Here is a 13,800-nt window from a genome sequence, read left to right as displayed (position 1 = left end):
CTTCTTACCCTTAAACGTCCACAAATATATGTACTTTTTAAAGAACGTTCGTAATTCCATTTTAAACTTGAAAGAACATTAGGGAAACTGAATTTCTAACAAGAAATAGTGGTCCGTAAAAGTTTTTATGGACGTTTATTTTACGAACTATCTGTTAGTTTTCGTTTTTTATAGAGTCACAAGTTAATTAAAAGTAAGTGATGGATATGACCATTATGCTCGTTCATAGCAGAAAAAAGCGTCAACTCGTTGTTATTAAAAGGCGAAGCAAACTTAAGGTGAAAAAAGACTCACCTTATCCAATAAAAAAACATTATACTTTTGTCCTATATCGTGGTAATATTTTTCATTATATAAGATTAAGAGGTGTATTAATGAAAAGGCAACACATAAATGAGATATTTATAATTAGAGCCATTGCATGTCTATCTGTCGTCTTTCTCCATTCTGTCAATTTCGGAATTGAAGGATATCGAGAAGTGATCTCAAGTTTTGAAATATTTGCATATTCAGCATTAGCAATGATTTTTTACTTCGGAACTCCTACTTTTGTTTTTATTTCAGAACTATTATTAGCTCATTCCTATAAAGATAGAATACCAGATAACTTCATAATAAAAAGAGTAAAACTTATCCTAGTACCTTATATTATTATGGGATTTCTTTACTCATTTATGGATATTTACAATGGAGGTATAGAACTTTCATTAAATACCTTCCTGATTGAATCCTCAAAAAATGTTTTCCTTGGAGATTTTCATGGATATTTCGTATTGATAATATTCCAATTTTACTTTTTACATTTATTTATCCGAAAAATAATAAATAAGTTTTCTTCTAAAAAAGTTCTTTTAATTTCGTTACTAATTAACGTTGCTTACCTTAGTTTTTTTAAATTTGTTCAACCAATTGATACCCCGTTTTTCCAATATGTTTGGACCAGATTATACTGGATTCCTTTCCCTGGTTGGATTTTCTACTTCTTCCTAGGTTATTATTGTGGGGTTGACTACTTCAGAGTAAAGCATTTTGTACGTAAATATAAAAAAGCTATATTGATAATGCCATTTGTAACCCTACTTGCTGTCTTTTTCTTTACATACCTTGATTTTTTCCCGAGATCATCTAAAAGACCAGATATGATTTTCTATACATGTAGTGTTATCTTTGCATTATTTTATATTACTTCGTTACTATCTAAGGTTCCAAATTTATTAATGATAATTAGCAAATACTCCTACGGTATCTATTTGACACACATGTTCTTTTTGTATTGGCTAAAACCTATTTATTCACTCCCTATATACATTTATATTCCAATTTTGTTTATATTGACTACTGTATTATCTATCGCAACGGTGAAATTACTTAATAAATTTAAAGTCGGTCAATATATTGTAGGTAAAATTGGGGTGAGTTCAAATAACGTGAGAGATAAAAAAATCCAAAAAGTATCATAAAAGGGACCAATAGGTCCCTTTTATATTGCATTGCAATCAAAAGTTATTCAAATGGAAACATTATCATCCTAATGTCATTTTATTAATGGTAAGATAATACCTACGGTAAAACCTCAGTTTTCGTGAAATAATGGAGGAATGAGGGGTATCTATGGTTCACGCAATGATTACACGTTGGATGCAACAATATGGACCTGAATTAGAAGAAAGGGTACGTCTGCATCACAAGTCAACAAATTACTCATGGAGAGGCGTTGAAATCCATATTAAAGTAAAAAAAGCAATGGATATACTTATATCGTACCGCCTATTTAGAAGGACACACCATTGGTTTTTATCTACTTGAATTAAGAAATAAACAAGTAGCCAAGCGTTTTTTTTAGAGAGCCTTGGGTTTTATATATATTTCCAAAACTCGTGTGATAACCATGGACAGAACTCAGCCTATCCCGTAGTGATTCAAGAATTAAAAGAAGGAAAACAGATGAATGAAGGCAAACAATTAAGATAAGTTAAGTATCTCAATAATATTGTGGAGCAAGATCACCGTTTTATTAAGAAAGAAGTTCGTTCGATGCGGGGATTAAAGTTATTTCGTACAGCTACTTACATGCTGTGTGGCATAAAAGCCGTGCATATGTTCAAAGAGAGGGAAACTCACCAGTGGGTGATGCCTGCTCAAAAACAAAAAAGACACCCTATAGGTGTCCTTTAAGTTATCTTTCTGTTTCCTTCTTCAACTTGCTAATATTTATTTTCGTGTTATTATCCATTTCAATTTCATAGGAGTCCCGTTTGGAAGAGTATTTAACATTTTTCACCGAATCACTTCTATCCAAATTAATCGTAGTTATATACGATTGGTTTTCACCTTTTTTATTAAAAGAAATTGATGTTATAGGGTGTTTCTCGTTTAAGGTATTTGATTGCCAGCCTCGAATTGGATCCTCCGATCCATTATAAATGTCTACTCCTTCCAAATCATCAGATGAAAGTTGTGTAAGTTTAATCGATGTCGTGTCTATTTTGCTTTCTAGTAAAAACTCCTGATTACTAATTTTGTTTACTTCTACATTTTCTCCAACGTTGAAGATTTGAGAGTATTTATTTTCTCCACCACTTAAAATCTGGTCGTGGATAACTATATTACTAGGCTTAAGATAAATCACGGTTCGCTCAAACTTTACATTATCATATAACGTGTGGCGTCCTGAAACAAAACTATAAGATGGAGTACTTTCAAATCCAGTGATTTCAGATTGTCCAATCCTACGTGTATCAGGTGCGTATGATTTACCATTTACCGCTATAGAGTTATGGGCGAAGACACTGGTTACATATTGCCGATATGGATCTTTACTGGCGTAATTATACTTTCCAGAATCAACGAAGTAATTGGTTTGGCCATATGACAAAATAAAAGATAAGTCGTCTGCATGTTTATGAACTCCTGAATGGAATGCAGCAGTAAACATAAAATATAACGGATTTTCGGCCGTACTCCAATTATTTCTAAAGAATGCTACCCCCCCATCTTTAAAAACAGCGTCCTTAAGTATGGGGACTTCATTGACACCATATACCTTAGTATTTTCGGAATCACCTACAGTAGGGTACTTTTTATCCGGCATTATTATATACTCTTGGTATTTCTCCATTTTTTCTAATGCCATATCAAATTCACCATGATATCGGTCATAATGTTCCATAAAGCCTTTAATATCTGTAAAAAGACCCTTAACCATAGTGTGGTAACTCGGGGAGTGTTCCTTATGTACACCATCATGTGCAACGTCCCTTTCAACACTCTCTAATAATCTATTATCGGCTTTCTCAAACCATTCTTTCGCCTTAGGTAATTGAGGAAAAAGAACACTTAATTCCATTAACGCTTGATCCTGCATAATCCCATGATTAGACTTTGTATAATTACCATCGTGGTTTAGGTAATTACCATGTTGTACCAAAGAATAGATGAGCTCTTTAGCATCTGTTTCCTTATATAAACTACTTTCCCTATAAGACTTCCAAAACTGAATTAGATTTAACACACGGTTTGCAGTTCCATGGTCATTCCAAGCGAATTCACTTTTAGAATCATAGATCTCTCTATTACTTTTTATCCACCCAAAAACAAAAAAGCTTGCCTTTTCTAAGTATTCCAGTTTCTCCGTTTCTTCATAGGCATTTAGCAGATAGGGCAAAAAGTCTAAACTTTGATAATAGAGTACCCAACTGTTATCATTATAGGGATCTTCTAACCATGTAGGTTGATTGATTGTTACAGGATCCCATTTATCGCCTAAATAAATTTCATTTTTCAACAAGTTATCAGCCAATTGTATGGTCCTGGAATCTTTTAGCTCATATCGTTTGATGATTTTATCCATATTGTTTGACTTTAATTTGGACAGGAGATCTTGGTCAATAGAGGTAAACTCTTCTTCTTTTTCCTCTATTGCCGTTTTGAAATCCATGTTATCGTTAGAAGTAACAGTTTCACTCGCTGTATGCGTATCAGTGACCTTTACTTTCACCTCCCCTACTATTACTACTGCGAAGAGTAAAATTACTAGAATGATACTAACTACTTTAAACCCCAACTAATGACCTCCTCATAATTTCCTATCGCATAAATTATAAGGGATAATACATTAATTAACAATGTAATTTATAGAGAAATATACTCATTAATATATTTTAAAACGGCACTCTCGGCGTTTCCTTTTCCTATTCTTGCACTCATCAATTTCAAAAAATGACTTTCATATTTTAAACAAAATCTCAAATTGCCAACGAAGTGAATACAATGCATGCACGAACCCCACAGTACTTCTTCTAGTAACGTGTTCGTAATATATGCTTTTGAGGACAGGTTTTAACTTATTTATATTCTTGATCTTGTTTTGTTATTATTTTATTCTCTTTTATATTTTCTATATAAAGTTCTTTTATTGGTTTTCCATTACTTTGAATTATTTTATTCTTATTAATTATCCCTTGATTATAGGTTCCTTTTACTAGTATACCAACAGGTAGTTTGGTATTTGTAGTCCGAGTAGATTTAATTTTATTATTTGTTACCCTAAAGTTTTGGTTAGCGTAGTGAAGTGTGATCCCATTCATATAGGATTTCTCTATGAAGTTTCCAATTACGCTGAGATTTAACGTTTCACGAGCGTAAATAGCCCCTCGAGCTTCGTTCCCTTTTTGACCAAAGTTTACACTTGTATTATCAGCTATTACGCTGTCTTTCGCATATTCCGCAGGTTCTTTAATATCAACAGTACCACTTTCAGGGTCTACCTTATATGCCCCTTGTATCACTACAGCAGAACCTTTTCCCGTTCCGTAAAGTTTGTTGCCTATGACCTTAATATTTTGTGGAGCATTGGATTTAACACTTATGCCTTTAGGGTTTTTCATCTCTATAGGAACAGCTACAATCCCATATTTACTTTTTTTTGTAGTATTGTTGATAAATGATATATTTAATCCACCATGGGTGTTAAGTGCTTCCCATGCCAAGTTATCTTCTATAGTAGAATTAGTAACTATGCAATTTTTGCTTCGAGGGAAAGAAGGATCAGATTGTGTAAAGGTGATACCATATGCAATAGTTTTACCAGAGATACTAGAAGGTTTACCAGGCCCAATTGTTTTTATTTTAACTTTATTAATTTTCACATTTTCTACAGACGAACCATGTATCCCTGAATACCCTATTCTTGAAAAACGAGAATTATTAACTGTTACATTCTTGGCAAACTTTAAATAAAGACCAAAGCCAGATATATCATGTATATAGCAATTTTCTAAAAGAAGTGAAGAATTGTATCCTGATGCATTTCCTACAAATTCAATGGCTTTAGAATTTTCATTATATTCTGAATTGCCTGAACCCTCGATCTCCAATTTATATATTTTAACATTATTACCAATTGAGAGTAAGGTTATGTTCTTAGAATCATTATATATTTTAGCATTATTACCTATTATTGTAGTGTTGTCTGGAATCTTTAAGGTTGAATTGATTTTGTAGTCTTTACCAGAAGGTAGAACTACTGTTTTTCCAGCTTTTTGATTTATCAATGTTTGTATTGCCTTTTCCGAGGAATCGTTTTTCTGATTTTGAAACTTGGTTAAAATCCAAATGGATAATATTATAACTAATAGGCAAAGTGACCCAAAAATGACTTTTTTATTTATAGACATTTGATTACTCCTTTATATAAGTTTGTATAAATATATAATATTTCATATGTATCTATGCATATAAAAAAAACCCAGCTTTTATATTTAATCCTATTTACTCAAATTTTGCCACTCTAACATAAAGTGGTAAAATTTGAGCTAGGATTTATCGCTGAGTTTGATTTTTCTTTTTAGAATTTGGCTTTTTATTTTTTATACATCTTCTCTAAAGAATTTAAGTTTTTAGGGAAGACTCCCTATTGTCAGTATGAAGAATTAAAGATATTAATATTAGCGAGTTAAAGGTTAAAAGCAATCGGTTATCATTTATATCGCCAGTTGTACAAGCATTCAGGAATAAAAACATAAAACAAAATAAGACGGTTAAGATTTCTGAATGCAGAAAAACTGATGTTGTTTTACCCTTCCTTATGAGGATATATATAGGATAAAGTATAAAAAGCGTGAAAATTAAAAGTCCTATTAACCCCAATTCAGACAAAAACTCTAGAATTATGTTATGAGGATAACCTGCCGCATCTAATCCGCTAAAATGAAGAGGAAAACTTCCAATTCCTGTTCCAAAGAAAGGATGGTTTGTCCAAACTTCATATGCAGTTTCGTATCTTTCAAGGCGTCCTTCTGCAGACGTTCCTCCCCCTGTTTCCGTAAAAAGGATGCTTACTCTTCTTATTACTGTATCAAAAGCACCAGTAGATGCTAAAGATAAGATAGATACAATTCCTAAGCCAAGAAGAGCTAAGAAATAACCAGTTCCTTTTTTTATATGGATAAGCCCTTTTCGAATTTTAAATGAGGCAAAGAATACAATAAGCAAAACAATAATAAATGATATTAATGGCATTCTTGATCCAGAAGACAATAGAGCCGTTATAATGATAAGAACACTGCATATAGATAAAAGTCTTTTAATCTTTGTAGAATTAGCAGTAACGTAGAGAGAGATAAAAATTAATGCTCCTAAACCACTTGCCCTCCCTAAACCTAGGTAATTATCACCTGCAACAGAAGTAAAGCCACCGGTTGGATCTGAATTTCCTTTCAGGCCACTAACAGTATATAAAGCCATAACTAGTGAGATTATTGCTAGAGATTTCAAGAAGTTACGCAAATTGGTTTTATTATTAATAAGAAAATATACACCAAGGAAAGCCCAAGTTGTTAGTGTTGAAAACTTTAGGGTCTTTTGGATTGAATAATTAGATCCTAAAGTATAAAAATTGCTAAACAAGATGAAACCAAAAAGAAGTAAAAAAAGAACAAAGTGTGTAATAATTTTTTTACTTATAAGTTTTTTTCTATAGTTAGCCTTACTAATAAGTAACGTTCGAATCAACCTTTTAATTGCAACTAATATTGATAGAACAAAAAAAGCAGCTGTTAGGTCTATAGGTAATTGAAATGCTTCTTTAAAATACCCTGCTAATAAAAATAGGGCAAAAAACATTTCTCCTGAAATTATAAATTTAAACAAAAGCGACACCCTAATAAATAGTATTTATATTTAAAGTTTAATGTTTATAAGTATAATAACTAAGGAAAATTAATCGTTCCTTAGTTATTATGTAGATTTAACTATTTAAACGTAATAAGAGGAAACTAAAAATTCATTTTATATCAATTGTAATGAATTGTGTTTAAATGGAAATTTATTTATTTAATAATTCACTTTTAAAATTATCAGGCTTATTAAATTGTAAATCAAAATAATATAGTAGGGCTTCTGCAATCCTTCTAGAAGCTTCTCCATCTCCATAGGGATTAGCTGCATGAGCCATTTCTTGATAAGCTTCCTTGCTTGTTAATAACTCATTGGCTAGATTGAAAATAACATCTTCATTTGTGCCTGCTAACTTTAAAGTTCCAGCTATAATTCCTTCTGAACGCTCCGTTGTATCACGTAAAACTAACACTGGAACTCCTAAAGCAGGGGCTTCTTCCTGAATACCACCTGAATCGGTTAGAATAAGATGAGAACGAGCCATAAAGTTGTGGAAATCTATAACGTCTAGTGGCTCTATTAACTTAATCCGCGGATGATTACCTAAAATATCATCAGCTGCATCTTTTACTATAGGATTCATATGAACAGGATAAATTACAGCTATATCTTGATGGTGGTCCACTAATCTCCGAATAGCATGAAATATATTACGCATTGGACCTCCTAGGTTTTCACGTCGGTGTGCAGTCATAAGTACCATTCGCAAACCAGAAATCTCATCTAGTAATGGATGATGGTAATCCTCATTAACTGTTGTTTTTTGAGCATCAATCACAGTGTTACCTGTCATAAATATAGTGTTTTCAGGTTTGTTTTCCATTCTTAAATTATCAAATGCTAATTTAGTAGGAGCAAAATGTAAGTCAGCAATTACACCTGTAAGTTGTCTGTTCATCTCTTCAGGGAAAGGAGAATATTTATTATTAGTTCTAAGGCCTGCTTCCACGTGACCAATAGCTACTTGATTATATAATGCAGCGAGTCCTCCTACAAAAGTTGTAGTAGTGTCTCCGTGGACCAACACCATATCTGGTTTAACATCTTTAATTATGTCATTTAAGCCATTAAGGGAGCGGGTGGTAACATCAACTAATGTTTGACGATCTTTCATAATATTCAAGTCAAAATCAGGTTGAATATTAAAAACCTTAAGCACTTGATCTAACATTTGACGGTGTTGTGCTGTAACACATACATACACGTCGAGAGCACTATAATTTTTTAACTCATGAACTAATGGAGCCATTTTAATAGCCTCCGGTCTAGTACCAAATATAACCATAACTTTCTTCTTCTTTGTATGGGGCATAAGACATCCTCTATCTTTAAGATTTTTATAAACCATTTTTAAAATAATACTAATAAAAGGAAAGGTTTTACGTTTTACTCTATAAAAATTTTATACAGTTACTTCTTTTTTACTATTAATAAGTTCAAATAAGTTATTGAAATTATAATAAGCGATAGAATCATTTACGATATTTGCACAGTTTTTAGTATCTAAGATAACAGGGTTTTTCATCTTTGAAACGATTAAATCTTCATCTAGTTCCTCAAACTCTTTGTGATCCGTCAAAACAAGAATACATTCTGCATTTGAGATAGCATCTTCAAAGGTTTGAAGTGGGAAATTAACCTGGTTTTCTGTGACATGTGGATCATAAATAGAAAGGTCAAATCCTTTATCAGCTAAAAGAGAAACAATTTCCATGGCTGGACTTTCACGAACATCATCAATATTTCCCTTATAGGTAAGGCCAAAAACTGCTATTTTAGCATCTTTATCTAAAATGCTCTGTACACATTGCAATACAAAATCCGGCATTGAGTTATTTATTTCTCTAGCATTAGATATAAGAGGAGACAACTCCGGAGCTTTTTCAATAATAAAATATGGATCTACAGCAAGACAATGACCTCCAACTCCAGGTCCCGGAGTATGAATATTTACTCTTGGATGTCTGTTTGCAAGTGTTATAACGTCTAAAGCATTAACTCCAAGCTTTGCAGAGATTTTACCTAACTCGTTTGCCAAAGCAATATTTACATCTCGATACGTATTCTCCATAAGCTTAGACATTTCGGCTGTAACAGCTTGTGTCTCTATAACCTCACCTGTGACAATTTGACGATAAACTTGAGCAGCTTGGTATGCAGCTTCTTTAGTATAACCTCCAACAATACGAGTGTTTTCAACTAACTCTATCAATATACGACCTGGAAGTACTCTCTCAGGACAATGTGCTAAATATACGTCTTCTCGAGGATTCCAGCCTGCTTCTTCGAAAAGAGGAGCTACTATATCATCAATTGTCCTAGGAGGAATTGTCGATTCTACGATTACAACATCATTCTTTTTAACAAAAGGAAGAATTGACTTTGTCGCAGATATTACATAATCAACATTAGCTGTATGATCCTCATGGATAGGAGTAGGAACAGCAATAATATAAACATCCGCCTCTTCAACATTTAAGGAAGCACGCAAATTCCCAGAATGTACAACATCTTTAACTACTTCAGGAAGCCCTACTTCTTCTAAATGAACTTCCCCTTTGTTTATAAGGCTTATTGCGTTCTCGTTTACATCAACTCCTACTACGTTAAATCCTGCTTTAGCAAATATAGCTGCCGTTGGTAAACCAATATACCCCAATCCTACTACACAAATTTTTTCCATATTAAAATACCTCACTGTAATTTGAATTTTATATACTAAAAGTTAATAAACAAGAAACTACTTTAGTTAAAGGACTTACTACTCTCTATCTCTTTCAATAGAGATTTATATTTTAATAATAATTTTTTATTATACTCTTCAACGAAATTAGAATTTTTAATCTCTGGACTTAGTTGGCTAGCATTTTCTAAAACTCTAGGGTCTTCTTTAATAAGCTTTAATAGATTTGATAAATCTTCTACATCTTGATCATCTACTGAATAACCAATTTTATAGTCTAGAACGAATTTTTCAAGTTGTGTATTCTTGGCAACAATCATTGGCAATTCACAAACGATTGCTTCATACAGCTTATTTGGTAAGGCTAATTTAACATTTTCAAATGAAGTATCGTATACTGAATAGACTATATCAACTTTTGAATATATATCCAGAATATCTCTACTATAATTATAAGCTCCGGACATTGTTACAAAATCCTCAGCATTTGTATTTACGATATACTCTCTTATCTCCTTAGCATCAGGACCTTCACCAGCAATATAAATTTCAAAAGTATCTTTGTACTTTCGAACGGCATCAATTAAATTCAATATTTGCTTTTTATATCTAACAAAGCCTATATAACCTATTACGATCCTTCCGTTTAAATCTTTTTTCTTAAACTTCCCAAACAGTTCTTTAGAAGGTGCATTTGCTATATAAAGATACTTTTCTTCTTCTACAAATTCTTGATAATACTCATCCCAAAAATAAGGGGAGGTTAGAATCAGTAGGCTTATTCCTTTAGAGAGTTTTTTTTCAAGATAAACAATAAATTTTCTTAAAATCTCTTTTATTCCTGAATGTTTATTTATTATGAATTTGGGAAGATCCCCTATTTCATATATAATTTTCACCTTTTTATTAAAAAAGGTTTTATATATAGTGGCTGTAAATAACATGTCTATTAATCCAACATGAATAATGTCAGGTTTTATTTTTATAAGCCTTATCAACCCCTTATACAGGAAAATAGGAAGGAGAAAAAACTTCTTAATTCTATCCCCTAATTTCACTTTGAGGTTAACTGGATAGCAAACAACATTGTCAGGTAATGTATATGGTGTATTGATACCTCGATTCCAGTATATTAGATAGGTCTTTAGACCATTTTCACAAGTGAACTTCATCCTTTTAATAAATCTAGGATTAGGATCATTTGGAAACATAAAAACAGTTTTCATAGGAAAGCCTCCAAAAAAATACAGATGAATAATTAAAAATATTCTCTCTTAAATTAATTTTTTAAATGTCTACCTTTGGTTATTGCTATATAAGATAAAATATACAGTACTATGTAAGCTATCGACATAACCACGCCGTATAGAACAATACTAATTAAAGGTGTGAACTGGAACATATTAGATAAGAAAAATACTGCCAACACCATTAGGAGTCTTGATATATCCCAACCCAACTGCCACTTTTGGTACTCTAATATGTTTAGAGTTTGTGATAAAGGTGATACAATAAATTGCAGTAAGAACATCACCCCTAGAACTTTGCTATACTCACCAGCCTCACGCCAAGTTTCTCCAAAAAATAATGCAAAAATAGAAGGCCCAAAGAAAGAGAGTATGGTTACGGGAACTATACCAAAAGCTAAAAGTCTCAATGAAGTTTTTAGAAACATGGTTCTCATTTTTCCCCCACCGATATTCACCATCTTTACTACTTCCGATAGATAGACTTGAGAAACCGATTGGCCTACCATTGTCATAGGAAAACCAATGACTCTTTGTACTAAGCTAAATAAACCTGCTATATGGGCACCATAAAGCGTGATTATTAGTAATTGAGGAAGTTGTAACCCTGCTGTATTAAATAAAGATGAAACACTTGATACTAAAGGGAATTTTCTATATCGAATGGCAGCCCTCTTTATCCCCTTTAACGACCATTTCTTAAGATCTCCCTTATCTTCATGTAGTATCGTCTTAAGTAATGTCCCACTTCCACTTGCACGTCCTACAGCATCTCCAATAAATAGCCCTATAGGACTTCCAAAAGTTACCCCAATTCCTAATTGTACGAGAACTTGACTTGAACTTTGAGTTACTTTTGTTTTTGAGATATGCCCAAATTTTTGTTTTCTAATTGCCTGATAATTTAGAACTTTATAGATTCCTGCTCCAAGAATACTAATGGGTAATAACCATAGATATTTTTCTAATAAAGGTGCATTCAGTATCTTCAATAAAAAATCATGGAAAAATATTAATAGAACGCTAATTACTAAGGTGAATATAAATACAATAAATAAAGATAAAACCAATAAATTACTTGCTACAGTATTATTTTTAGGTAGTGGAATAGCTAATTCATATCTTAATGAAGCTATTACTACTAAAATTGATAATACAGAGACGTAGGTTGCTAACAATCCAAAGTCTTCTGGCGAGTAAAAACGAGTTAGAAAGGGAGAAGCTATTATAGTCAGTCCTTGTCCTATAGCTGTACCCCCAACTAGAATAAATACATTATAGATAAAGTTTTTTTCTTTAATTTTAGGTAGGATCTTTTGTAATATTGATAAATTTGATATTCTCTTTTGCAAGTTACTCATTGTTACACCTATCCAAGAATAAATAATCCCTTTTATTCTTTTTTATAATTTTACCAATAAATATATTATATCTTTTATTTACTTTTTAATATTGATTTAAGTTCTTGTTCAAATGTTTTGGCAATTGACTTTCTACTATAATTACTTAAAATATAATCTCTACTACTTTCCTTACAATAATTATAAAAACTTTTATCTTTATACAACTTTTCTATAGACTGAACAAGCATATTTACATCACCTGGTTTTATAACAAGGCCACCTTTTGACTCTTTTACTACCTCTTCTGAATCACCACTTGCGCTTAAAATAACAGGTCTTCCTGCTCCAAGAGCTTCATATAACTTTGTTGGTACGCTATCTTTTAAGGCATCACTCTTAAGTGGCACAAGCGCTACGTGGGAATAATATAAGAATGATCTAATATTAATGTGTGGTTGTTCACCAGTAAATACTATATTATCTAACTTCTTCTCTTTTACTAAGCTTTTCATTTTCTCTAACTCAGCACCTGTTCCTACGAGTACAAATTGTATTTCACTATATGGCTTCAATATTTCTGCTGCCTGAATGATTAAATCAATTCCTTGTGCTATACCTATTATTCCAGCGTAGAGTAAATTGAACTTATTTAAAAGTCCATACTCTTCAGCAATTTGATGATTAATTGGGAAATCGAGAAACTCTTCATCAAAACCATTGCTTATTAATCTAACTTTCTCTTTATCTATCCCTTTTCTAACTAATGTCTCCTTCTTTCCTTTTGTTACAACTGTTAAAATAGATGAATTTTTATATATATAAGTTTCAATACTGCTCATTAATTTATATGCTTTAGATTGTTCGGAAATTTCCCCCATTTCAACTGCTATATTTGGCCAAATATCCCTTACGTCAAATATATGGGGAATTCTCTTAACTTTACTCATAATTACCCCTGATATTCCCAGAAATAAGGGTGGTGAAGAGGTAATGATTATATCTACTTTTTTTCTTTTAAATAGGAAAAATAAAGATGAGAAGACTAATGAGAAGTAATTGAAAAGCCTATTTAAAGTGTTTCTCTTATTAGAAACATAAACATAGTATCGGAAAACCTTTATTCCATCTATCTCTTCGAAATGAAATTTTTTGCCCTGATATTCTTTTTTTATTTTACCACTTGGATAATTAGGCATACCAGTTACAACATATACTTCATGTCCTAAATTTACTAAATGTCTTGCCAAACCATGTATCCTCTTTGAAGCAGCTCCAGTTTCTGGAGGGAAAAATTGGGTTAAAAATAATATTTTCACATTAACACCTTCAGATCTAATTATTAAAAATTGTT

9 protein-coding genes and 1 pseudogene are annotated in these 13,800 nt (G+C 32.0%); 2 read left to right on the top strand and 8 right to left on the bottom strand.

Annotated elements, in window-relative coordinates; translation table 11 throughout:
- Positions 1–374 precede the first annotated feature (374 nt).
- Both B9N79_RS04550 and B9N79_RS04545 read left to right on the top strand, forming a co-directional pair.
- Positions 375–1,460, top strand: a complete 1,086-nt coding sequence (locus B9N79_RS04550) for an acyltransferase family protein (RefSeq protein WP_167555098.1) — start codon at positions 375–377, stop codon at positions 1,458–1,460.
- A gap of 85 nt (positions 1,461–1,545) precedes the next feature.
- Positions 1,546–2,175, top strand: a pseudogene (locus B9N79_RS04545) (IS6 family transposase).
- A gap of 1 nt (position 2,176) precedes the next feature.
- Here B9N79_RS04545 and B9N79_RS04540 read toward each other — a convergent pair.
- The 8 genes from B9N79_RS04540 to B9N79_RS04505 form a co-directional block, all read right to left on the bottom strand.
- Entirely contained in the window at positions 2,177–4,063 is a 1,887-nt protein-coding gene (locus B9N79_RS04540) for a heparinase II/III family protein (RefSeq protein ID WP_085117802.1), read from the bottom strand.
- A gap of 280 nt (positions 4,064–4,343) precedes the next feature.
- Positions 4,344–5,675, bottom strand: coding sequence for a right-handed parallel beta-helix repeat-containing protein (locus B9N79_RS04535; RefSeq protein ID WP_085117800.1), 1,332 nt, complete (start codon positions 5,673–5,675; stop codon positions 4,344–4,346).
- 214 nt (positions 5,676–5,889) lie between these two features.
- Positions 5,890–7,149 carry an O-antigen ligase family protein gene (locus B9N79_RS04530; protein ID WP_085117798.1) on the bottom strand — a complete coding sequence of 420 codons (1,260 nt, stop codon included), beginning with the start codon at positions 7,147–7,149 and terminating at the stop codon, positions 5,890–5,892.
- A gap of 175 nt (positions 7,150–7,324) precedes the next feature.
- A complete protein-coding gene (gene wecB / locus B9N79_RS04525) occupies positions 7,325–8,488 on the bottom strand; it encodes a non-hydrolyzing UDP-N-acetylglucosamine 2-epimerase (RefSeq protein WP_085117794.1) in 1,164 nt (387 codons plus the stop codon).
- Positions 8,489–8,578: 90 nt separating this feature from the next.
- Positions 8,579–9,859 carry a nucleotide sugar dehydrogenase gene (locus tag B9N79_RS04520; RefSeq protein WP_085117792.1) on the bottom strand — a complete coding sequence of 427 codons (1,281 nt, stop codon included), beginning with the start codon at positions 9,857–9,859 and terminating at the stop codon, positions 8,579–8,581.
- A 62-nt stretch (positions 9,860–9,921) separates the two neighbouring features.
- Positions 9,922–11,085 (bottom strand): glycosyltransferase, encoded by a 1,164-nt coding sequence (locus B9N79_RS04515; protein ID WP_085117790.1) that lies wholly within the window; start codon positions 11,083–11,085, stop codon positions 9,922–9,924.
- Positions 11,086–11,138: 53 nt separating this feature from the next.
- The gene (locus tag B9N79_RS04510; protein WP_085117788.1) at positions 11,139–12,467 is read right to left on the bottom strand and encodes a lipopolysaccharide biosynthesis protein; all 1,329 of its coding nucleotides are present in this window, start codon (positions 12,465–12,467) and stop codon (positions 11,139–11,141) included.
- A gap of 74 nt (positions 12,468–12,541) precedes the next feature.
- The gene (locus tag B9N79_RS04505) at positions 12,542–13,765 is read right to left on the bottom strand and encodes a glycosyltransferase family 4 protein (RefSeq protein ID WP_085117785.1); all 1,224 of its coding nucleotides are present in this window, start codon (positions 13,763–13,765) and stop codon (positions 12,542–12,544) included.
- Positions 13,766–13,800 lie beyond the last annotated feature (35 nt).

Origin of the sequence: Priestia filamentosa (assembly GCF_900177535.1) — a bacterium.
Taxonomy (GTDB): Bacteria; Bacillota; Bacilli; order Bacillales; family Bacillaceae_H; genus Bacillus_I; species Bacillus_I filamentosa.
Note: the sequence above shows the minus strand (reverse complement) of the source record. Positions and strands in the feature narration are given on the sequence as shown.

Excerpts from the sequence above, each read along its gene's own strand:
- B9N79_RS04550 (WP_167555098.1), top strand. The coding sequence starts at position 375 with ATGAAAAGGCAACACATAAATGAGATATTTATAATTAGAGCCATTGCA.
- B9N79_RS04535 (WP_085117800.1), bottom strand. The coding sequence starts at position 5,675 with ATGTCTATAAATAAAAAAGTCATTTTTGGGTCACTTTGCCTATTAGTT.
- wecB (WP_085117794.1), bottom strand. The coding sequence starts at position 8,488 with ATGCCCCATACAAAGAAGAAGAAAGTTATGGTTATATTTGGTACTAGA.
- B9N79_RS04520 (WP_085117792.1), bottom strand. The coding sequence starts at position 9,859 with ATGGAAAAAATTTGTGTAGTAGGATTGGGGTATATTGGTTTACCAACG.
- B9N79_RS04515 (WP_085117790.1), bottom strand. The coding sequence starts at position 11,085 with ATGAAAACTGTTTTTATGTTTCCAAATGATCCTAATCCTAGATTTATT.
- B9N79_RS04510 (WP_085117788.1), bottom strand. The coding sequence starts at position 12,467 with ATGAGTAACTTGCAAAAGAGAATATCAAATTTATCAATATTACAAAAG.